The following is a 22135-nucleotide window of genomic DNA, read 5'->3' on the forward strand; positions in this document are numbered from 1 at the left end:
CGAGTCAGCGTGGAATCCGCAAATACAGCCAGGCAACCAAAGCGATCAGCAGGCTAAGCCACCAAGGCAGGCGCGAGGCGATAAAGATCAGGTCTTCGAAGGGGGACGTTTTACTACGACGGGCCATCCTTGACTCCAGCAGTGCGTGGCAATAAGCCATCAGCGATACCGGATCATGCCGCAAAGGTATGAGCAGGGAAACCCAAACGTTCACTACGTCACGTTTTCATTATCAGTGCGCGACTCGTAGGATGGGTTGAGCGAAGCGATACCCATCAAGTCTCTAACACCCGCCGCATATGCATTGACTGTGAATCACCTTTTCGCCTTTACGGCGAGTTACTTGATTCGCTGCGCTCACCCTGCGGGCCAGCCTTTGGCTGTTACTGCGCTTCGCTGCGTATCTCTTTACTCGCGCAGAAAGTAACCAAAGAGAAAGCGCGCCCGGCATCCGGGTTTCGCTGCGCTCAACTCCCCTCGCTCCGGCACTGTTCCGAGGGTCGTCACGGTGGGCCATCCATGGCCCAGGCGGCCCCACCCATCGTTCCTCGTTTGGCATCCATGCCAAACGCCCCTCTCCACAGCACCTACGCTCAGCCTCCTGACGGGATTCGGGGATCGCGTTGTTTGGGCAATTTGTGGATGGCAGAGCGGAAAAGCCGAAACAAAAGCATCGCGGGCAAGCCCGCTCCTACGGTTTGTTCTGCGTTATCACAGACGACGCGAAACGCCCCATCAGGAGGCCGAGTGGAATCGTTGTGGAAGGGAGCGAGCCGCATGGATGCGGCGAGAGGCGTAAAGGGCCAGGGACGGCCCTTTACGCCGGCCCCTGGAGCAATGATGGAACGAGGAAACGGAGCGAAGCGTAGTAACAGCCGCAGGCTGGCCCGCAGGGTGAGCGAAGCGAATCAAGTCGAGCGCAGCGAGACCCGGATGCAAGGGGCAAGACCTTTTGCTTACTTTTGGCGGGGCCGGCCATCCGGGCGTTTGCCAAAAGTGAGCCGCCATAAGGACGAAACGCAGCGCAGCGGAGTAACAGCCGTAGGCTGGCCCGCAGGGCGAGCGCAGCGAGTCAACCGTTAGACAGAACAACACATAAGTGGCGTATACAAAGCCCCCAAAAAACAGCACAGCTCGCGACTAAAGCCCCTCCCACGGGGCTGACAGTGTTCACAAGCCCTCGCCAGGCCCGAAAAACAAAACCCCGCTTATTGGCGGGGGTTTTGTTATCCAGCGCTCAGCCTTACTCCGGCTGGGTCACCAGGGTCTGCGTGCGGTTACGGCTCCACTGCGGCAGCAAGGTGCCGATCAGCATGCCGGCCAAGCTGAACAGCAGGCCGGCCAGTTGCGGCGGCCAGAAGGCCGCGTCGGTCAGGCTGTACTCCAGGTAAATCCACGACGTCAGACCAAAGACGATGGCGAACAGCGCGCCCTGGGTGGTCGCGCGCTTCCAGAACAACCCGGCGAACAGCGGCACCACCGCGGCGACCAGGGTCACCTTGTAGGCGTTGCCGACCATCTCGTAGATGCTCGCATCCGAATACAGCGCGAAGCTCAGAGTGGCGATGGCGCAGACCACGATGGTGATACGCATGGCCAACAGAAACTGCTGGTCGCTCATCACCGGCACGAAGCGCTTGAGCACGTTCTCGGTAAAGGTCACCGAGGGTGCCAGCAGGGTGCCGGAGGCGGTGGACATGATCGCCGAGAGCAGCGCGCCGAAGAACATGATCTGGGCGAACAGCGGAGTCCTCTCCAGGATCAGGTGCGGCAGAATCATCTGCGCGTCCTCGGCCAGCCAGCGCTGGACCATCGCCGGGTCGATCATCGAGGCGGCGTAGGCGAGGAAGATCGGCAGCATGCAGAAGCACAGGTAGAAGCCGGCACCGAACATCGAGGCGCGCGCGGCGATGTTCTCGGTTTTGGCAGACATCACGCGGGCGTAGACGTCCTGCTGCGGGATCGAGCCGAGCATCATGGTCAACGCCGCGCCGATAAAGGCGACGATGTCCTTGGCCTCGAAGCCGTGGATAACGGTGAACTTGCCTGAGCTCGCCGCGTGGGCGATCACCTTGTCGGCGCCGCCGGCCATGTCGCCGATCAGCCAGGTCAGGTAGACCAGGCCGCCGACGATGATGATCATCTGGAAGAAGTCGGTCAGGGCCACCGACCACATGCCGCCGAACAGGGTGTACAGCAGCACGATAAAGGTGCCGAGGAACATGCCCTGGGTGGTGCTGATGGCGCCGTCGGAGATCACGTTGAACACCAGGCCGAGGGCGGTCAGCTGGGCGGCGATCCAGCCCAGGTAGGAGGCCACGATAACCAGGCTGATGATCAGCTCGACATTCGGCCCGAAGCGCTTGCGGAAGTAGTCGCCGATGGTCAGCAGGTTCATCCGGTACAGCGGGCGGGCGATGATCAGGCCGACCAGCATCAGGCAGCCGAAGGAGCCGAACGGGTCTTCGATGATCCCGGCGAAACCTTCTTCGATAAAGGTGGCGGGAATGCCCAGCACCGCTTCGGAGCCGAACCAGGTGGCAAACACCATGGCGGCGACGATGGGGAAGCCCATGCTGCGACCGCCGGCGGCGAAGTCGCGGGAGTTCTTCACTCGCGTGGCGGCGTAGAAGCCGATGCCCACGGTGACCAGCAGATAGAGCGCAACGAACCAGATCAGCATGTTTTCCCGTTCCACAGACGTCAGCCCGCCGCATGCGTGACCCACGCAGGCTGCGCAGGAAGGAACGGTGGGCTACAGGTTTTTGTTATGAGCATTCATGGCGGGTAACTGCACGCGCCCGTCCAAGGTCGCGCAGTCTGGCAAATACGTAAAATATGTCAAACAAAAACGACGAAATGTCTGCACATTTATCTGAAACATGCCCTAACAACTGGTGTAACAGGCTGTAATTACTGCGATTAAAGCTGCTCGACAAAACAAGTGAGTAGCATATTTTTGACAGCAGTACGCACGGGGCGGCCAGGCTAGCGAATGTGCAGGGAGGCGTTGAGCGCAGCGCTAGCCATCAAACAGACAGACAAACAAGCGCCTGGCTATCGCCCTGCTCAACCCACCCTACATAGCCCTCGCAGGGCGCGTGCCGCGAGTAAGCCGGTATGAGCGGCGTCCATTCGCGGCCAAGGCCGCTACAGGCTGAGCGAAAGCAGCCCGGCATAAAAAAGCCAGACGCGAGCGTCTGGCTTTTTACATCGTCAACCGCCTTACTCAACCCGGCTGACGCTCCACTTCCTTGATGCGGAACCAGGCGGCATACAGCGCCGGCAGGAACAGCAGGGTCAGCGCCGTGGCGACGATCAGGCCGCCCATGATCGCCACCGCCATCGGCCCGAAGAACACGCTGCGCGACAGCGGAATCATCGCCAACACCGCCGCCAGGGCGGTCAGCACGATGGGCCGGAAGCGCCGCACGGTGGCTTCGATAATCGCGTGCCAGCGGTCCATGCCCGAGGCGATGTCCTGCTCGATCTGGTCGACCAGAATCACCGAGTTGCGCATGATCATCCCGGACAGGGCGATGGTGCCGAGCATGGCGACGAAGCCGAACGGCTGGCGGAAGATCAGCAGGAACAGGGTCACGCCGATCAAGCCCAGCGGCGCGGTGAGGAACACCATGGCCGAGCGCGAGAAGCTTTTCAGCTGCAACATCAGCAAGGTCAGCACCACCACGATAAACAGCGGCACGCCAGCGTTGACCGATTTCTGCCCGCGCGTCGAGTCCTCCACCGTACCGCCGACATCCAGCAGGTAGCCGTCCGGTAGCTCGGCGCGGATCGGCTCCAGGGTCGGCAGGATCTGTGTGACCAGCCCCGCCGGTTGCTCCTGGCCATACACATCGGCGCGCACGGTGACGGTCGGCAGGCGGTTGCGGTGCCAGATGATGCCTTCCTCGAAGCCGTATTCCAGGGTGGCGATCTGCGACAGCGGCACACTCATACCGTTGTCGGTGGGCACCGCCAGGCTCGGCAGCAGACCCAGTTCCTGGCGCTCGCTGAGGGTGCCGCGCAGGAGGATTTCGATCAGCTCGTTGCCTTCGCGGTACTGGCTCACCGGCGAGCCGGTCAGCGAGCTTTGCAGGAAGCGCGACAGGTCGGCGGTGCTCACGCCCAGGGCGCGCGCACGTTCCTGATCGATATTCAGGCGCACCACCTTGCTCGGCTCTTCCCAATCCAGGTGCACGTTGGCCACGTGCGGGTTTTCGCGCACCTTGTCGGCCACTTGCCGCGCCAGGGCGCGCACCTCCTCGATGTGTTCGCCGGACACGCGGAACTGCACCGGATAGCCGACCGGCGGGCCGTTTTCCAAGCGCGAGATACGCGTACGCAGAGTCGGGAATTCCTCGCTGACGGTATCGATCAACCAGCTGCGGATTTTCTCGCGCTCTTCGATGCTTTTCGCCAACACCACGAACTGGGCAAAGCTGGCGGCCGGCAATTGCTGGTCCAGCGGCAGGTAGAAGCGCGGCGAGCCGGTGCCGACATAAGCCACGTAGTTGTCGATGCCCTCGCGCTCGTTGAGCAGGTGCTCCAGGCGTTTGACCTGTTCCTCGGTGGCGGCCAGCGAAGCGCCTTCGCTGAGTTTGAGGTCGACCATCAGCTCCAGGCGCCCGGAGGCCGGGAAGAACTGCTGCGGCACGAAGCGGAACAGCAGGATCGAGGCGACGAACAGGCCGAGCGTCAGCAGGATCACCGTCTTGCGCCGCCGCACGCACCACTCCACCACCCGCCGTACGCGCTGGTAGAACGCAGTCGAATACGGGTCATGGCCCTCGGCGCTGCCGCCGTGTTTGGCGGCATGCAACTTGGCCAGGTCCGGCAGCAGCTTGGCGCCCAGGTACGGCACGAAGACCACCGCGGCGATCCACGACACCAACAGGGCAATCGCCACCACCTGGAAGATCGAGCGGGTGTATTCGCCGGTGCCGGACTGCGCGGTGGCGATCGGCAGGAAGCCGGCGGCGGTGATCAGGGTGCCGGTAAGCATGGGGAACGCGGTGCTGGTCCAGGCGTAACTGGCCGCCTTGAGGCGGTCGTAGCCCTGCTCCATTTTGATCGCCATCATCTCCACGGCGATGATCGCGTCGTCCACCAGCAAGCCCAGCGCCAATACCAGCGCGCCGAGGGAAATCTTGTGCAGACCGATGCCCAGGTAATACATGGCGGCGAAGGTCATCGACAGCACCAGCGGGATCGACAGCGCCACCACCAGGCCGGTGCGCAGCCCCAGGGAGAAGAAGCTCACCAGCAGTACGATGATCACCGCTTCGGTGAGCACGCGGACGAACTCGCCGACTCCGGTTTTCACCGCCGCCGGCTGGTCGGAAACCTTGCGCAGCTGCATGCCGGCCGGCAGGGTTTCCTGCAAACGGGCGAAATCGGCTTCCAGCGCCTTGCCGAGCACCAGAATGTCGCCGCCGCCTTTCATCGACACGGCCAGGCCGATGGCGTCTTGGCCCATAAAGCGCATGCGCGGCGCGGGGGGATCGTTGAAGCCGCGTTTGACCTCGGCCACATCGCCGATGCGGAAGGTGCGGTCGGCCACCCGAATCGGGAAGCTGCGGATTTCCTCGACCGACTCGAAACGCCCGGTCACGCGCAGTTGCACGCGATCGGAAGTGGTTTCGAAGAAGCCGGCCGCGGCCACGGCGTTCTGTTCTTCCAGCGCCTGCTGTACCGCTGCCAAGGGCAACCCGAGGGTGGCCAGCTTGGTGTTGGACAGCTCGATCCAGACCTTCTCGTCCTGTAGACCGAGCAGCTCGACCTTGCCGACATCCTTGACCCGCTGCAATTGCAGCTGGATGCGGTCGGCGTAGTCCTTGAGCACGGCGTAGTCGAAACCGTCGCCGGTCAGCGCATAGATATTGCCGAAGGTGGTGCCGAATTCATCGTTGAAGAACGGCCCCTGGATGCCCTGCGGCAAGGTGTGGCGAATATCGCCGACCTTCTTGCGCACCTCGTACCAGAGGTCGGGAATCTCCTCGGAATGCATCGAATCGCGGGCAATGAAGGTGACCTGGGATTCGCCTGGGCGCGAGAAGGAGATGATCTTGTCGTACTCGCCGGTCTCCATCAGCTTCTTTTCGATGCGTTCGGTGACCTGCCGCGCGACTTCCTCGGCGCTCGCCCCCGGCCAGTTGGTGCGCACCACCATGGCCTTGAAGGTGAACGGCGGGTCTTCGCTCTGGCCCAGCTTGGTGTAGGAGATGGCGCCGACGATACCCAGCAGCAGCATGATGTAGAGCACGATCTGGCGATTGCGCAGCGCCCAGGCGGACAGGTTGAAATCCATCGGGACTACTCCTTGGCCGCCAGTTTGACCGCGCGGTTATCGCGGTCGACCGGACGCACTTGCTGGCCTTCGCGCAGCACCTGCACCCCGGCGGCCACCACCCAGTCGGTAGCTTGCAGGCCTTCCAGCACCGGCACGCTCTTCTCGCCATAGGCGCCGACACGCACCAGGGTGCGCTTGAGCGTGGAATCTTGCGGGTCGACCACCCAGACATAGGGCTGGCCTTTTTCCGCGGTCAGCGCCGACAGCGGCACCGCCAGCGGTACTTCGCCGTCGTGGGCGATGAACACCCGCGCGCTCTGGCCCAGCTCGGCCGGCACCTTGCCTTCGGTAAAGGCCACGCGGGCGGCGAAGGTGCGCGACTGCGGATCGGCCGACGGCGACATTTCGCGAATCCGCCCGGGGAAGCGCTGGTCTGGCTGCGACCACAACGCGACTGACACTGCCTGGCCGACCTTGAAGCGCTCGAACGCCTGCTCCGGCAGGTTGATCAACACTTCGCGCTCGCCATCGGCGGCCAGGATGAACACGGTTTGCCCAGCGGCAACGACCTGGCCGACTTCGACCATGCGCCGAGCGATCACGCCCTCTTGCGAGGCGCGCAGCACCGCGTAACCGGCCTGGTTATTGGCGACCTTGAATTCGGCTTTGATCTGCTTCAGCCGCGCTTCACCGGAACGGTAAAGGTTCTCGGCGTTGTCGTACTGCGAGCGGCTGACCAGGTTGCGCTCCTGCAATTTTTTGTAGCGGTCGCGCTCAGCGCGCACCAGTTGCAGGTTGGCTTCGGCCGCCGCGACCTGAGCGCGGGTGGCCTCCAGTTGCAGGCGTACGTCCTGCGGGTCCAGCTCGGCCAGCGGCTGATCCTTGCGCACATGATGACCGACCTCGACCAGGCGCTTGGTCACTTTGCCGCCAATGCGGAACGCCAGCTCAGGCTCCAGCCGCGCACGCACCTCACCCGGATAGGTGTCCATCAGCTCGGCAGCCGGTTGCGGCTGCACCACCATGGCGGGGCGGATGGAGGGCGCGACCGGTTCGCCATTGCCGCAGGCAGCGAGCAACGCGATCAGGCTGAGAGGAACAGCGGCGGACAAGGCATGGCGAAACATGATGAATGACCTTTCACGAAGGTTTGGAATACTTATACTGCCGGGTATAGTAAAAATAGCAAACTCACCAGTCCAGTATTAAAAGCAGCCAATGCCAAACAAGTTGTTACCGCCCAGCGGCCCAGGTCGCCCAAAAGATCTTGCCAAGCGCCAAGCGATTCTCGACGCGGCGAAAACCCTGTTCCTGCGCAACGGTTACGACGGCAGCAGCATGGACGCCATCGCCGCCGAAGCCGGGGTTTCCAAGCTGACGGTGTACAGCCACTTCACCGACAAGGAGACCTTGTTCTCCGCGGCGGTGAAGGCCAAGTGCGAGGAGCAACTGCCCGAGCTGTTCTTCGAGTTGGCGGACGGTGTGTCGATCGACAGCGTGCTGCTGAATATCGGCCGCGGCTTCCACACACTGATCAACAGCCGCGAGTCGGTGGAGCTGCACCGGGTGATGGTGACCCAGGGCAGCCAGGACCCAAAACTCTCGCGGATGTTCTACGAGGCCGGCCCGCAGCAGTTGCTGAGCGAGATGGAACGCCTGCTGAGCAAGGCCGACGCGGCCGGCCAACTGTGTATCGCCGATGTGCACGGCGCGGCTGACCAGTTCTTCTGCCTGATCAAGGGCGGCGCCAACTTCCGCCTGCTGATCGGCTGCGGCGAGCCCCTGGAGGGCGCCGCCGCCGAGCAGCATGTGCAAGACGTGGTCGCGATGTTCGTACGCGCTTATCTGCCTGCGCAGGGCGGGTGTTAGCCCACCAAACGCACGCTGAAACAGCCGTGGACTAAAGCCACCCTAGGCGTTTGCGGCGTCCAACTTCTTCTTCGGGTAGATGTCGTAGCGGCTGGATTTGCCTTCCAACGCATACCCCGGCTTGCTGCCTTCGATAACCGGCGCCTTGCGCGGGCGCTTGACCACCACGCGGTGGCTGGCCAACGCCAATGCTGCGGCCAATAACGCCGGGGCATCCAGGTCATCGCCGACGAAGGGACGGAACAGGCGCATCTCCTTCTTCACCAACGCGCTTTTGTCGCGGTGCGGAAACATCGGGTCAAGGTAGATCACCTGCGGCGGCTCGCCCTGCCAGGCCGCCATCAGCTCGATGGCGTTGCCGGTCAGCAAGCGCATCTGCGCCACGATAGGGCCTACCTCGGCACTCCTCAGCGCCCGCGTCAAGCCATCTTCCAGCAAGGCGGCAACCAGCGGCTGACGCTCGATCAACGTCACCGCGCAACCCAGGCTGGCGAGCACGAAGCCATCGCGGCCCAACCCGGCAGTGGCGTCCAGCACCCGCGGGCGGATGCCCGGCTGCACGCCGACCGCCTTGGCGATCATCTGCCCGCTGCCACCGCCGAATAAGCGTCGATGCGCCACCGCGCCCTCGACGAAATCCACCCGCACCGGCCCAGGTGCCTGCGGACCCAACTCGACCAATTGCAAGCCCGCCTCGCCCAGCTGCATGGCGAATTGCGCTTCGCCCGCCAACGGTAGCGCCAGCCGCGCAGCCCACTCGGCGGCCGCACCGGCCAAATGCGGGGCCAAGGCTTCCATACGAATGTTGCCGATATGCCGTGCGTCGCTCATCAAAAATGTGCTCAAAAAATGTTCAACTCGACCCCTATAAGCGGCCGATAACCAACAGACGCGGCATTCTGCCAGACCCGGCGTATTCCGGCGCACCGAGTTCGCCATGTTTGCGCTGGTTAGTCGCGGCGGCAACCTGGAACAGAGCCTCGCCGCTATGTACCCGTTCGCGCCAACGCCTCATGCGGCTTTAACCGCGCAAGAGCGACAAGTAATCCGCACACCGGCGCCGTACGCTGGCTGGGTAGGAGGGGCCGCTCTTGGGGCGGTCTTGAGCACGCTTCGCGTGCCACGACAACGCCCACAAAAGCCTGACTGCTCATGCAACGCATCACGTGCCAAACAGCGCAGCAACCGCTCGTCATGACCGAGACGGCACACTAGCGGCACATGCGAAACAGCCCCATATCGACGTGGAAGTGATCGCGGTGTGCGGCGTTGTAGCGCGGCCCGAGGGTGGTATTGAAGCTGTCGCAAGCCGCTTCCTGCACCAGCCGTAAAAACCGCGCTTCATCGCCGCCCCCCGGCCAATCGCGCAGCACACTGATGCGCCGACCATCGGCCAAGCGAAAGCCGACGATATCCAGGGCATTGGCCGAGGCATGCTGGCTACGCCGTTGACTGCCGGCAATGGTGCGACAGGCGAAGCTGCCGACATGCTCGACCTGGCTAACCGGCTGGCCGAAGACCGCCTGCGCCACCGGCTGCAAACCATGCCGTTCGAACAGCGCAAACGCCGCCGCCAGCGGGCAGGTGGCGATAAAGCTGCTGCTGAACGTCACGTTCGAGCCCTGCACGCGCAGGGTATCGGTCAGTGGGCACGCCGCCGTGGGGCCGCTGTCGGCCAGCGCCATGTATCGCAGCGGCGAGGTGGCCAGGGCTTGCTGACACAGCGCCGGATCATCTTGCAGGCGCCAGAGCTTGAACGAGGTCAGCAGGTTTGGCGTGTCACGGATATCCAGCGGCGCCCATGGGTTCCAGCGCGGCGGCACATCAAGCCACTGCTGATACAGCGCCAGCGGCACAGCCAGTAGCACCAGGAGGATCGCCAGCAGTAGCGAACGACGCACCACCCGCAAGGGCTTCATAGCAGACCCAGTTGCTCCGCCGCCGGTTTGATGGCCGGTTCGGCCAGGGCCGGCAAACCCGGCAAGCGCTCAGCGAGCAGGCCATGAAAACGCTGGGCCTGGGCCGCAGCCAGGTGATTGTTCGGCGTGTGCAGGAATACGTAGGGCGTCAGACCCTGTTCGATCCAGGTGGCGACCTTGTCCACCCAGGGCAGGAGAAAGGCTTGATTGGCTTGCAGGTCGGGGCCGCCAATAAAGCGCACCTGCGGGCTGTCGCCGAATGCTGCGGGGCGAATCGGCAAGCGCGGCTTCTTCGCCTGCGCGTGCAGCACCGCCGGATCGGTCGACTGGCAACTGAACAACGCCCGCGAATCGAGGCAGATGCGCTCCACGCCGCGTTCATGCAACAGGCGATTGAGGGCTTTCTCGTCCTCGCCCTTGGCGAAAAACGCCGTGTGGCGCACCTCGACGGCCATCCTGCGGCCGGAGAATTCATCGAGCCAGGCCGCCAGTTCGCCCAGCCGTTGCGGGCCGAACGCCGCCGGTAGTTGCAACCAGAGCGGCGCCACCCGCGCGCCCAAGGGGGCTAGCAGGCCGAGAAACTGTGCGGTGCTGGCGAACTGATCACGCAGGTCGCCCTCATGACTGATATCGCGCGGCAACTTGGCGCAGAAGCGAAAGCCCTCGGGCATACGCTGCGCCCAGCGCTGCACCGTATAGGCCGAGGGCCGGGCGTAGAAAGTGGTGTTGCCTTCCACCGCATTGAATATGCGGCAGTAGTGATCGAGGCTTTGCGCGGGACGCAGATCAGCCGGGTAGAAACTGCCGCGCCAGGCGGGCTCGTTCCACGACGGACAACCAAGGAAATAAGGCAGCACTAGGCGAACAGATCGAGACCCAGCACCTGCTGCGCGTCGGACTCAGTGGCAAAGGACGCGGTGCTGCTGTAACTGGCGATGGCCTGGGCGGCGCGGTTGTTCAGCGTTTGTGGATAGGCCAGATCCTGCGGGCGCGCGGGCAAGCTGTCGGTGCTCGCGCTGGACGCCTGCACGCGGCGGGCTTGCGGGGTTTGCTCGAAACCTTGACTGCTCGCAGGCGTAGCCGGCTGTTCACGCCGCTCCTCGACCTCGCGCTGCGCTTCGCGGAACGGCGTGACGGCCGTTCCCGAACGCGGGCCGCGGTCTGGCGAGTAGGAAGGTATGGAGCCGTCGATACGCATCGGTTACTGCTCGGCGTGGTTAGCCAACGGGTTAGGTGCTGGCAATTTAGCCCCGCCAGCCTGGCTTGGCAATTGAGCAGCGGAATCTGTGCTCGCTTGCGCGACCAAAGGATTTTATAACGGCGCTTTGGGCGTGGCGACCTTGTCACGCAGGTAAACCGGCTGCGCCTCATCGGCGCTCACCGCTTCGCCGCGGGCCCAGGCGAAGCGCGCCAGGCTGAGCAGGTCTTCGGCATGCGGCAGCAGCGCCGCATCCTGCGCATTCACGTTAACCGGGAGGCGCGCCGCATAGGTGCCCCAGCCGGTGCCCGCGCCGAACCACTCGCCCGCAGCATCGCGCGGCAGGCAAACCTGCTCCGGCGGTAACACGACTTCGCTACCGGCCAGGCGCATCTCGCCCTGCTCGCTGCGGTAGCAGCCCCAGTAGACCTCATCCATGCGCGCATCGATGGCCGCAGCCACTTGGCTGACACCCCGCTCACGCTGGGCGCGCTGGGCCAGCACGGCGAGGTTGGACACCGGCAGCACCGGCCGCTCCAGGGCAAACGCCAAGCCCTGCACCACACCGATGGCAATGCGTATGCCGGTAAACGCCCCCGGGCCACGGCCGAACGCAATGGCATCCAGCGCCGCCAGCGGTACTCCGGCCTCGGCCAGCAATTGCTGGATCATCGGCAGCAGGCGCTGGGCATGCAAACGCGGAATCACCTCGTAGTGGCTGAGCACCTGGCCGTCATGCAGCAAAGCGACGGAGCAGGCTTCGGTGGCGGTATCCAGGGCCAGCAGAGTGGTCATCGGGCTCACAGTCGGACAACAAAGGGGCGGGCATTAAAACGGTTTGCCGGCTTTTTTGCCACCGGTGCGGCCCACCAGGCGACAAGACGGACAGGCTGTCCAGTGCGCGCAGCTGTGCGGGTATGCCGCAATTGGAGCCGCCCCGCGCGCAACCGACACGAGGAACTGGCACGGGCTAGACGCTGCCCAGAAACGACAACGGCCCGCAAAGCGGGCCGTTGTTCACTGCACAGGCGAGCTTAGCTAAGCGCGGCCAGTACCTTGGCGGTGATCTCGTCCACCGAGCCAACGCCGGCAATCGCGCTGTACGTTGGCGTGCCGTCAGCGGCAGCCAGCTTCTGGTAGAAGTCCACCAGCGGCTTGGTCTGCGAATGGTAGACCGACAGGCGATGACGCACGGTCTCTTCGGTGTCGTCCTTGCGCTGCACCAGGTCTTCGCCGGTGACATCGTCCTTGCCTTCCGCTTTCGGCGGGTTGTAAACGATGTGGTAGACGCGGCCGCTGGCCTCGTGCACACGGCGACCGGCGATGCGGCCGACGATTTCCTCATCGTCGACGGCGATTTCCACCACGTGGTCGATCACCACGCCGGCGTGCTTGAGGGCTTCAGCCTGCGGAATGGTGCGCGGGAAGCCATCGAAGAGGAAACCATTGGCACAATCCGGCTGGGCGATGCGTTCCTTGACCAGGTTGATGATCAGGTCATCGGACACCAGGCCACCGCTGTCCATGACGCTTTTCGCGACCAGGCCCAGTTCGGTACCGGCCTTGACCGCCGCGCGCAGCATGTCGCCTGTGGAGATTTGCGGAATAGCAAATTTCTTGGTGATGAAACCAGCCTGGGTACCTTTGCCGGCACCGGGCGCCCCCAGCAGAATCACGCGCATCGATGTGCTCCTCAAGATTTAAGTAGTAATCGTCGGACTCGCCTCATGGGGCCAATCTCAGAATGGTTTCAGCAGCACTGTACGCGGGCGTCAGACTGCCAGAAGGCCGCTCAAGATACACAGCGCACCCCCACCGCACAAGCCACCGAAAGTCGGATAAACCTGCGACCATCGGACCTGCGCCGAGCCCGCCCGAGCCGGCTTTCCGGGCATCTGGCGGCGCACGAAAAACACCTGATACAGGGTGTTTCAACCGGTATTGCGCAAGCCGGCGGCGATCCCCGCAACGCTGACCAACAAAGCCTGTTCCAGAGGGCTGTCGGCTTGGTTTTCACGCTGCCGTGAACGCGCCAACAACTCGGCCTGGAGCAGGTGCAGCGGGTCCAGGTAGGTGTTGCGCACACTGATCGATTCGAGGGTCTCGGGGCTATGGGCCAGAAGCTGCGACTGGCCGGTCAAACCGAGCACCGCAGCACTGGCCTGCGACAATAGGTCGCGTAAATGCGCGCCTAACGCGCGCAGCGGCGGTTCGACCAAACGCTCGTCGTAGAGCCTGGCAATCGCCGTATCGGCCTTGGCCAGAACCATTTCCAGCATATCGATGCGCGTGCGAAAAAACGGCCAGTGTTCGCGCATCTGCCCGAGCAACTGACCTTCACCGCGCGCCAAGGCATTGGCCAGGGCATATTCCCAGCCCAGCCAGGCCGGCAACATCAAGCGTGTCTGGGTCCAGGCGAAGATCCACGGGATCGCCCGCAGGCTCTCCACGCCGCCCTCGCGACGCTTGGCCGGACGGCTGCCCAGTGGCAAACGCCCAAGTTCCTGCTCCGGTGTGGCCTGCCGGAAATACTCGACGAATTGCGGGTTTTCCCGCACCACATCGCGGTAGGCCTTCACGCCATCGGCAGCCAGTTTGTCCATCAGCTCGCGCCAGGCCGGCTCGGGTGTTGGCGGCGGTTGCAGGGTGGCTTCCAGCACGGCGGCCAGGTACAGGTTGAGGTTCTGCTCGGCGATATCCGGCAGGCCGAATTTGAAACGAATCATTTCACCCTGCTCGGTGGTGCGGAAACGCCCGGCCACCGAACCTGGCGGTTGCGACAGGATCGCCGCATGCGCCGGACCACCGCCGCGCCCTACCGTGCCGCCACGGCCGTGGAACAGCAGCAACTCGACCTGATGCTCAGCGCAGACCTGCACCAGGGTTTCCTGGGCCCGGTATTGCGCCCAGGCGGCTGCTGTGGTGCCGGCGTCCTTGGCCGAATCGGAGTAGCCGATCATCACTTCCTGCGGGCCATGCAGGCGCGCACGGTAGCCATGCAAGCCAAGCAGCCGATCGATCACCGGGCCAGCGTTATCCAAATCGGCGAGGGTTTCAAACAGCGGCACCACGCGCATCGGCCGCTGCAAGCCGGCTTCTTTCAACAGCAACTGCACGGCCAACACATCGGAGGCCGCCCCGGCCATGGAAATCACGTAGGAACCCAGCGAGGCCGCTGGGGCCGCCGCCACTTCGCGGCAGGTGGCGAGGACTTCTTCAGTTTCGCCACTGGGCTTGAAGTGCGCCGGCAGCAGCGGCCGGCGGTTGTCCAGTTCCTCCAGCAGAAACGCCAGGCGCGCCGCCTCATCCCACTCGGCGTAACGACCCAGGCCGAGGTACTCGGTGATTTCGCTCAGCGCGGCGGCGTGGCGGCTGGAGTCCTGGCGCACGTCCAGGCGCGCCAGAAACAGGCCAAAGGTCGCCACGCGGCGCAAGCAATCGAGCAGTGGACCATCGGCGATCACGCCCATGCCGCAGGCGTGCAGCGACTGGTAGCAGGCTTCCAGCGGCGCCAGCAGCTCGCGGTTGTCCTGCAACACCGCGGCCGGCGCAACCAGAGGCCCCTGCAAGGCTTGTTGCGCCCAGGTGCGGGTGGCCCGCAGGCGTTCGCGCAGTTGCTTGAGCACACTGCGGTATGGCTCGGCGCTGTCGCCGACCGCCGCGCGCAGCTCTGGGCTGGCCTGCTGCATCGACAACTCGGCCGCCAGCTGATCGACATCGCGCAGATACAGGTCGGCCGCCATCCAACGCGCCAGCAGCAGCACTTCACGGGTGACCGCGGCGGTGACATTCGGGTTGCCGTCGCGATCGCCGCCCATCCAGGAGGCGAAACGGATTGGCGCCGCCGCCAACGGCAGGTGCAAGCCGGTGGCCGCATGCAGTGCCTGGTCGGCCTTGCGCAAGACATTCGGCACGGCATGCCAGAGCGAATGCTCGATCACCGCAAAGCCCCACTTGGCTTCATCCACCGGGCTCGGCCGGCTGCGACGAATCTCCTCGGTGTGCCAAGCCTCGGCGATCAAGCGCTGCAAGCGTTCGCCGACCCGCGCGCGCTCGGCGGCAGACAAATCGCGGTGATCCTGTGCCGCCAGTTGCGCGGCGATGGCATCGTATTTCTGGATCAGGGTGCGCCGCGCCACTTCGGTCGGGTGCGCGGTCAGCACCAGCTCGATATCCAGGCGGCCAACCTGGCGGGCCAACGCTTCGGCAGACTGCCCGCTAGCCAGCAGGCGGTGCAGCAGCTCACTCAACACTCGCTCTTCGAATGGTTCCGGCTCAGCAGCGCCACGGCGGCGGATGCGGTGGTACTGCTCGGCGATATTGGCCAGATTAAGGAACTGGTTGAAGGCGCGCGCCACGGGCAACAGTTCGTCGTCATCGAGTTGATCGAGGCTCGCGTTGAGCTGTTCAGCACCGGCTGCCGAGCCACGCCGGGCGGCCTTGGCGCCCTTGCGAATGCGCTCGATCTTGGCGAGGAAATCCGCGCCACGCTGCGTGCTGATGGTGTTACCCAGCAACTCGCCGAGTTGATGGACGTCCTCGCGCAGTCGCGCGTCGATTTGCGCCATGCCGGCTGCCTCCATTGATGCGTGAACCGCCAGAGTGCCCAGCGCGGCAGATTCTTACAAGCGCGCGACAGCGAACCTCCTGCACGCGCCAGCGGTCTAGTCTTATACAAGACAGAGTCCAAAAGGCTCTGCCCCACTCACTCCATCGCACAGTTGCCTGCCACGAGCCGGCAAGGGACGAGGTAGTCATGAAAATTCGCGAGCTTGTTCGCCATTGGGAACAGAATGCCAAGGGTCGCCTGACCCGTAACCAATACCAGATCCACCTCGATCTGGAAGCCGCCGCACGCCTCGCCGCACTCAGCGAGATGTACCCCAAGCGCAGCCCCGAGGTGCTTCTCGGGGAGTTGATCGGCTCCGCCCTTGAGGAGCTCGAAGCCAGCCTGCCCTACGTCAAGGGCAGCCAGGTGGTCGCAACCGATGAGCAGGGTGATCCGTTGTATGAAGACATCGGGCCGACACCACGCTTTCTCGCCCTCTCGCGCAAATACCTGCATGAATTGATGCACCAGCAAGACAGCGCTGCCCACTGAGCCACTCCACGCCTTCTTCCTGCGCCTCCAGCCCCTGGAGGCGTCTGTCGTAGGCGTGCGAAATTTCGCTCAGCAGATTGCGAAATTTCACGAGATAAAGCCATTGCGCTGCAATTTTTCTCCATTAAATGTAATTTTTTCTGAACGTTTATACGTTCACTGGACTCACACCAACATGCCGCGCCGACCGCTGGTCGCCGAAAAACCCATCTGCCACTCAGTGCAAATGGGTTCGCCGCACCGGATCAAGCGCTGGCTGGTGACCATCATGGGAACCAAATGAGTACCAGGAAATTACCAATGGAGTTGAACACCATGATCATCAACACCACCGCAAAACCGCGTACCCAACTGCCCGGCTGGAAACTCGCCGCACTGGCCATCGGCAGCGGCCTGCTGCTCGCCGGTTGCGCCGGCAACCCACCGAGCGAACAGCTCGCCGTGACGCAAGCGGCAGTGAATAGCGCCGTCAGTGCCGGCGGCGTCGAATTCGCCGCCGTGGAAATGCAGGCGGCCCAGGACAAGCTCAAGCAAGCCGAGCTGCAACTGCACGACAGCAACTACGTGCAGGCCAAGCGCCTGGCCGAACAGGCCGAGTGGGATGCCCGTCTGGCAGAGCGCAAGGCGCAAGCGGCCAAAGCCGAAAAAGCCCTACAGGATGCCCAGCAAGGCATCGAGGAATTGCGCGAGGAAAGTATGCGCGGCACGCAACCGGCCGTAAGCCCCGGTAGCTGACACCGCTATCGCACACTGACTCCGCTAACTGATAAAGGATGACCAAACCATGCGTAATCACGTGATGATCCCCGCCCTGCTGGCTTTGAGCGTAGGCCTCGCTGCCTGTTCTTCGCAGCCCAACGTCAACCTGGAGCAGGCGCGCAGCAACTATTCCACCTTGCAGACGAACCCGCAGGCCAGCAAGGTCGCCGCCCTGGAAACCAAGGATGCCAGCGACATGCTGGACAAGGCTGAGCAAGCCTTTCGCAACGACGAGGATGAGCGCAACGTCGACCAATTGGCCTACCTGACCAACCAGCGCGTCGAAGTCGCCAAGCAGACCATCGCCCTGCGCACCGCCGAACAGAACCTCGGCAAGGCGTCTGCACAGCGCGCTCAGGCGCGCCTGGAGGCCCGCGATGCACAGATCAAGCAGCTGCAAAACAGCCTGAACGCCAAACAGACCGAACGCGGCACGCTGGTGACCTTCGGCGATGTGCTGTTCGACTTGAACCGCGCGGAGCTCAAGCCCGGCGGCATGGCCAACGTCAACAAGCTCGCGCAGTTCTTGCAGGAGAACCCAGACCGTAAGGCCATCGTCGAGGGCTATACCGACAGCACCGGCTCCAGCGCCTACAACCTCAGTCTGTCCGAGCGGCGCGCCAACTCGGTACGCATGGCATTGGTGAAAATGGGGGTCGGCCCGGAGCGCATCGTCGCCCAGGGCTATGGCATGGAATATCCGGTATCGAGCAATGAAACATCGTCTGGACGGGCCATGAACCGGCGCGTCGAAGTGACCATTTCCAACGACAGCCAACCGGTTGCACCGCGCACCACGGCAAGCCAAGGCTAATTCAAGCCTGGTTGCCAACTGCACAAGCCCCACTTCGGTGGGGCTTTTTTTGGGCGTTTATTCCGTTACGCGTTGCACGAGCAGTCCTGCGGTTGTGGCAGAAGCTTGAAACCGAGCCGTACGCCGGCGCGAGCAGCGCATCACGGAGCGGCGGGCGGCTCTTCGCTCATGCAGCGCACCGCCTGCTTGCGCTGGTCAACCAGTACGCCGGTCAACCCCTTCTGCTCCAGGTCGAACAGCACCAGCACCCCGTCGATGCACTGTGCCACCTGGTTGGCTGGTTTGAGCGAGACCTTGTAATCCTCGCCAGGCACGGTTTTGAGCATGGTGAAGTTAGACAGCAGCAGCGCATCTTCCGGTTTGGCGATATGCAGATAGCCATAGAACCCCAGCACGGCCACGGTGGCGCAGATGCTGCCGATACCGGTGAGGATCAGGGGAATAGGGTTACGTTCACTCATTGTGGGCTCTCAGGATGGGGAACTTCAGCCAAACGGCGCAGGCCGGTGAAACCACGCGGATCGCTCATGAACAGCAGCATCACCTGGCGCCAGATCGGGTCGGCAAAGGTTTGCACGTGCCCACCGCGAGTCGGCTGGAACACCCGCGGCGGCGGCGCAGCTTGATACAAGCGCACGCCATTGGAAAGGGGCACCAGCGGATCGTCGATGCTGTGATAGATCAGCAGCGGCAAGCCCTTGAGGTGCGAAACGGCGCGGATGGCGCTGTCGCCATCCGGCACCAGCCAGCTCAACGGCACCTGCAAGGGCCAAGTCAACCAGGCGTTGCTCAGGGTGAAACGGCCAACATCGCGGTAGCTGGCCGGCACGCCATCGAGCACCAGCGCGGTCAACCGCGCACGCTGCTGCGGCTGCTCGGCCAGATAATGCACGGCCAACGCCCCGCCCAGGCTCTGCCCGAGGACAAACAGCGGCATGCCTTGCACCTGCGGCGCCTGCTGCAACCAGTTAAACGCCGCGTCGATGTCCTGGTACACCGCTGGCAGGCTCGGCGTCCCCGCAGACCGGCCATAGCCACGGTAATCCAGCATCAACACCTGATAACCCTGCTCCGGCAGCCACCAGCTACCGCCCAGGTGGCTGGCCAAGTTGCCGCCGTTGCCGTGCAGGTGCAGCACGGTGCCCTTGACCGGCACCCCGGTCTTGGCCGGCAACCACCAGGCATGCAGGCGCGTGCCATCGGCCGCCTGCAGATACAGGTCGCGGTACTCCAGCTTGGCCCGTTCCGGGGTGAACGCCAGGCCGCGCTCCGGATAGAACAGCAGTTCGCTACAGCCTTGCAGACAGAGGCTCGCAACCAGCAACAGCCAGCCGCGCATCACTTGCCGCCCGCGCGCACTTCCTCGCGCGCCTTGAAGGTGGCCTCGTAGATGCGTTCGGCCAGGCGCGAGAACGGCAAACTCTGAATCCACACCGAACCGCTGCCCTTGAGCGTCGCCAGAAGAATGCCCTCGCCGCCGAACAGCATGCTTTTCAGGCCGCCGGCTAGGGCGATGTCGTAGTCGATGCCGCTGGTGAACGCCACCAGACAGCCGGTGTCCAGGCGCAGGGTTTGGTTGTTCAGCTCCTTGCGGATCACCGTGCCGCCGGCATGCACGAAGGCCAGGCCATCGCCTTCGAGCTTTTGCAGGATAAAACCCTCGCCACCGAAGAAGCCGGCGCCCAGGCGCTTGTTGAAACTGATGCCGACCGCCGTGCCGTAGGCCGCGCAGAGAAACGCGTCCTTCTGGCAGATCAAGCTACCGCCAACCTCGGCCAACGCAATCGGCACCACGGTGCCCGGATACGGTGCGGCGAACGCCACCCGCGCCTGGCTCTTGCCGGCATTGGAGAAGTGCGTCATGAACAGCGACTCGCCGGTGAGCATGCGCTTGCCGGCGCTCCACAGCTTGCCCAGCACGCCGCTGGCCGCGCCATCGCCCATGCGCGTCTCGAAACGCACGCCCTCGGTCATGTAGTTCATCACCCCGGCTTCGGCGATTACCGTTTCGCCTGGATCGAGGATGATTTCCACACTCTGCGCGGAGGCGCCGAGGATTTCGTAGTCGAGTTGGTGGCTGGGCATGCAGGCCTCCTGGCTGTGCGGGTGACGGCGGCCACGGATTGCCTCCGGGCGGCAGTGTTATGCCGAAGCGTAGGGCGCGGACACAACGCCGTCTTGTCCACCGCTGGCGCTTTACCTGGCGGACTAGCCTTGCGGCAAGTCCGCCCTACGCTCTGGCTCCTTGGCTGACCGATGCTGCGCTCAACGAACCGTCACAAAATATTCGCGTAGTCGGCTTCGATCCGGTCGAGACTCAGGTGGTTGAGGAAGTTGGAGAAGCACATCCACGCCGACAGCGAGTTGAGGTCGCGGAACTGCTGCGGCAGGTATTTCGGCGCGCTCACCAGGCCTTCGTCGACCAACTGGCGCAGGGTGCGCATGTCTTCGAGGGTGGTTTTGCCGCAGAACAGCAGCGGAATCTGCTCCAGCTTGCCTTTGCGCACCGCCAGCTGGATGTAGTTGTAGACCATGATGAAACCCTTCAGGTAGGACAGATCCTTGGTGAAGGGCAGGCCCGTCGGGCTGGAGCCGCGAAACGCCCGGCTGGCATTGCTGTAGCTGTCTTCCAGGCTGAAACCCTGCTCGCGATAGAAGTCGCAGACCTGAAGAAAGTCCGCGCCCTGCTCGGCCATGTGGATGGCGCGGGTGCGGTTGGTCAACTTGCGCAGGCGGGTCGGGTAGGACGCGAAGGCGATCACCTCCATGAGGATCGCCAGACCTTCCTGGGTCACCGTGGACGACGGCGGGCCCTTGGCCAGGAAGGTGCAGATCGGCTGATTCTGGCCGTTGAGCGTGGTCGCCACATGCACCAGCCCTTCGTGCACTTCCAGGGCCTTGACGTCGCGCTCGTTGAACATCGCGTCGGCGCGGATCTTGATGTAGTCGGCGCCGGCCGCGGCATCGGCGAGGATGCCGTCGGACTCGAACACGCGGATGGTGCCCTCCTCCTCGCCAAACACCAGGTTCAGGCGGCTTTGCAGCAGCTGTACGGCATCCTTGGCGGTGAGGGTCTTGGGCTCGTCCTTGAGGTCGCCGCGCTTGTCGATGTTATTCAGGAAGTCGGAAAACATCAGACCCAGGTCGGCCAGGGTCGGGTCGCCGGCATGAAAAGCGTCCGAGGCGGCGCCGTAGAGTTCTTGCGAGATCAGGCCGAAGTCCGCGGTGCCGCGCGCTTCGAGCATGCGGATAACCATGCGGTATTCGCGGCACATGCGTCGCATGATCTGCCCGACCGGGTTGAACTGGCCGAGCTGGCGGGTGATATCGCGCTCGATGTTCTGCAATTCGAGCTTCTTCGCCGCCGCATCGAAGGCCAGCGGCCGGCTGTCGTAGTAGGCTCGGTCGACCGCCGGCAACTCCTTGCCTTTGTGCTTGAGGAAACCTTGGCGGACGTTGTCGTCCCACTTCACCGCATCCAGCACGCGGATCGGCGTCTGCGCCTCGACAATGCGGTCGGACAGCGCCCGCACGATCAGTTGATAGTCGTCCAACTCTCTGTAGCTATTCATCGGCCCCTCATTGCAGCGCGGGTCACGCAGGATTATTGGCCCACGCGCTGGTAGCGTGCGACTTCGATAAAGACATCCGAGTTGGCCTGATCGTCCAGATAGGCGAAGACTTGGTCCAGCGGACTGCTGATCAGGACACCGTCGCCCTGCGGCATCTCGACGATTTCGCCGTCCAGGCTGCCCAGTTCGAGCTCTTGCAGGATACGGTCGACGTCGAGGTTGTAGATCACCAACTCGTTATCCGCGGTCAGCTCAAAGCCGGCGATGGCGAAATTCGCCCCCAGACGCTTCGGCAGCCCCGCCGACAGGTACCAGCGCCGGCCATGGTGGGCCACGGTGAAACCGTATTCCTCGAGGCTGTCGAGGTTGTCCGGGTTATCCACATACGTCTTGGCTTTATAGACGTTAGAGCCGGCGCGGCTGACGTCCAGGTACAGCTGCTCGCCCCATTCGTTCTTGCGCGCCCACTCGCCGAGCAGCGGAATTGGCGCCGCCTCGTTGGCTGGAATGGGATCTTTGAAGGTAACCAGGCAACCACTCAACAGCAGGAAGGACAAGGCGACCACTACGCGCCAGGCTTTCATTTCGCTCTCCTTGTGAACACGGTTCGA

20 protein-coding genes are annotated in these 22135 nt (G+C 63.6%); 4 read left to right on the top strand and 16 right to left on the bottom strand.

Going from position 1 to position 22135, the window contains the following annotated elements:
• Positions 1-4: 4 nt before the first annotated feature.
• From B3M58_RS03735 to B3M58_RS03750, 4 genes are all read right to left on the bottom strand, one after another.
• Positions 5-127: a hypothetical protein gene (locus tag B3M58_RS03735; RefSeq protein ID WP_296217226.1), complete on the bottom strand. Its 123-nt coding sequence runs from the start codon at positions 125-127 to the stop codon at positions 5-7.
• A 1116-nt stretch (positions 128-1243) separates the two neighbouring features.
• The gene (locus B3M58_RS03740) at positions 1244-2683 is read right to left on the bottom strand and encodes a sodium:solute symporter family protein (RefSeq protein WP_296217227.1); all 1440 of its coding nucleotides are present in this window, start codon (positions 2681-2683) and stop codon (positions 1244-1246) included.
• A gap of 546 nt (positions 2684-3229) precedes the next feature.
• The gene (locus B3M58_RS03745) at positions 3230-6310 is read right to left on the bottom strand and encodes an efflux RND transporter permease subunit (protein WP_296217228.1); all 3081 of its coding nucleotides are present in this window, start codon (positions 6308-6310) and stop codon (positions 3230-3232) included.
• A 5-nt stretch (positions 6311-6315) separates the two neighbouring features.
• A complete protein-coding gene (locus tag B3M58_RS03750) occupies positions 6316-7419 on the bottom strand; it encodes an efflux RND transporter periplasmic adaptor subunit (protein ID WP_296217229.1) in 1104 nt (367 codons plus the stop codon).
• A 91-nt stretch (positions 7420-7510) separates the two neighbouring features.
• Here B3M58_RS03750 and B3M58_RS03755 point away from each other — a divergent pair, with 91 nt between their 5' ends.
• Positions 7511-8161 carry a TetR/AcrR family transcriptional regulator gene (locus B3M58_RS03755; protein ID WP_296217230.1) on the top strand — a complete coding sequence of 217 codons (651 nt, stop codon included), beginning with the start codon at positions 7511-7513 and terminating at the stop codon, positions 8159-8161.
• Positions 8162-8203: 42 nt separating this feature from the next.
• On the opposite strand, the gene B3M58_RS03760 is transcribed toward B3M58_RS03755, so the two are convergent.
• The 7 genes from B3M58_RS03760 to ppc all read right to left on the bottom strand — a co-directional run bounded on the left by B3M58_RS03760 (position 8204) and on the right by ppc (position 15846).
• Positions 8204-8959 carry a class I SAM-dependent methyltransferase gene (locus tag B3M58_RS03760; protein WP_414704045.1) on the bottom strand — a complete coding sequence of 252 codons (756 nt, stop codon included), beginning with the start codon at positions 8957-8959 and terminating at the stop codon, positions 8204-8206.
• A 413-nt stretch (positions 8960-9372) separates the two neighbouring features.
• Positions 9373-10080, bottom strand: a complete 708-nt coding sequence (locus B3M58_RS03765; protein WP_296217231.1) for an extensin family protein — start codon at positions 10078-10080, stop codon at positions 9373-9375.
• The gene (locus B3M58_RS03770) at positions 10077-10937 is read right to left on the bottom strand and encodes a DUF72 domain-containing protein (RefSeq protein ID WP_296217232.1); all 861 of its coding nucleotides are present in this window, start codon (positions 10935-10937) and stop codon (positions 10077-10079) included. The genes B3M58_RS03765 and B3M58_RS03770 overlap by 4 nt, the downstream gene beginning before the upstream one ends.
• Positions 10937-11278 (bottom strand): hypothetical protein, encoded by a 342-nt coding sequence (locus B3M58_RS03775; RefSeq protein WP_296217233.1) that lies wholly within the window; start codon positions 11276-11278, stop codon positions 10937-10939. The genes B3M58_RS03770 and B3M58_RS03775 overlap by 1 nt, the downstream gene beginning before the upstream one ends.
• A gap of 114 nt (positions 11279-11392) precedes the next feature.
• Positions 11393-12073 carry a tRNA (adenosine(37)-N6)-threonylcarbamoyltransferase complex dimerization subunit type 1 TsaB gene (gene tsaB, locus B3M58_RS03780; protein ID WP_296217234.1) on the bottom strand — a complete coding sequence of 227 codons (681 nt, stop codon included), beginning with the start codon at positions 12071-12073 and terminating at the stop codon, positions 11393-11395.
• A gap of 239 nt (positions 12074-12312) precedes the next feature.
• On the bottom strand, positions 12313-12960 hold the full coding sequence (gene adk, locus B3M58_RS03785; RefSeq protein ID WP_296217235.1) for an adenylate kinase: 648 nt from the start codon (positions 12958-12960) through the stop codon (positions 12313-12315).
• 249 nt (positions 12961-13209) lie between these two features.
• Positions 13210-15846 (bottom strand): phosphoenolpyruvate carboxylase, encoded by a 2637-nt coding sequence (gene ppc, locus B3M58_RS03790; RefSeq protein ID WP_296217236.1) that lies wholly within the window; start codon positions 15844-15846, stop codon positions 13210-13212.
• Positions 15847-16034: 188 nt separating this feature from the next.
• Between ppc and B3M58_RS03795 the strand changes: the two genes are divergently transcribed.
• The 3 genes from B3M58_RS03795 to B3M58_RS03805 all read left to right on the top strand — a co-directional run bounded on the left by B3M58_RS03795 (position 16035) and on the right by B3M58_RS03805 (position 17952).
• Complete coding sequence (locus tag B3M58_RS03795) at positions 16035-16379, top strand: pilin assembly protein (protein WP_296217237.1); 345 nt, start codon at positions 16035-16037, stop codon at positions 16377-16379.
• 300 nt (positions 16380-16679) lie between these two features.
• Complete coding sequence (locus B3M58_RS03800) at positions 16680-17114, top strand: DUF4398 domain-containing protein (protein ID WP_296217238.1); 435 nt, start codon at positions 16680-16682, stop codon at positions 17112-17114.
• A gap of 49 nt (positions 17115-17163) precedes the next feature.
• Positions 17164-17952: an OmpA family protein gene (locus tag B3M58_RS03805; protein WP_296217239.1), complete on the top strand. Its 789-nt coding sequence runs from the start codon at positions 17164-17166 to the stop codon at positions 17950-17952.
• 140 nt (positions 17953-18092) lie between these two features.
• On the opposite strand, the gene B3M58_RS03810 is transcribed toward B3M58_RS03805, so the two are convergent.
• From B3M58_RS03810 to B3M58_RS03830, 5 genes are all read right to left on the bottom strand, one after another.
• Positions 18093-18413, bottom strand: a complete 321-nt coding sequence (locus B3M58_RS03810) for a hypothetical protein (protein ID WP_296217240.1) — start codon at positions 18411-18413, stop codon at positions 18093-18095.
• Positions 18410-19291, bottom strand: coding sequence for an alpha/beta hydrolase (locus B3M58_RS03815; protein WP_296217241.1), 882 nt, complete (start codon positions 19289-19291; stop codon positions 18410-18412). Before B3M58_RS03815 ends, B3M58_RS03810 begins: the two co-directional genes overlap by 4 nt.
• The gene (locus B3M58_RS03820) at positions 19291-20037 is read right to left on the bottom strand and encodes a TIGR00266 family protein (RefSeq protein WP_296217242.1); all 747 of its coding nucleotides are present in this window, start codon (positions 20035-20037) and stop codon (positions 19291-19293) included. The genes B3M58_RS03815 and B3M58_RS03820 overlap by 1 nt, the downstream gene beginning before the upstream one ends.
• Before the next feature lie 191 nt (positions 20038-20228).
• Positions 20229-21524 carry a flavohemoglobin expression-modulating QEGLA motif protein gene (locus tag B3M58_RS03825; RefSeq protein ID WP_296217243.1) on the bottom strand — a complete coding sequence of 432 codons (1296 nt, stop codon included), beginning with the start codon at positions 21522-21524 and terminating at the stop codon, positions 20229-20231.
• 32 nt (positions 21525-21556) lie between these two features.
• Positions 21557-22108, bottom strand: coding sequence for a hypothetical protein (locus tag B3M58_RS03830; protein WP_296217244.1), 552 nt, complete (start codon positions 22106-22108; stop codon positions 21557-21559).
• Positions 22109-22135 lie beyond the last annotated feature (27 nt).

Source organism: Pseudomonas sp. UBA2684 (assembly GCA_002354655.1).
Classification (GTDB): Bacteria; Pseudomonadota; Gammaproteobacteria; order Pseudomonadales; family Pseudomonadaceae; genus Aquipseudomonas.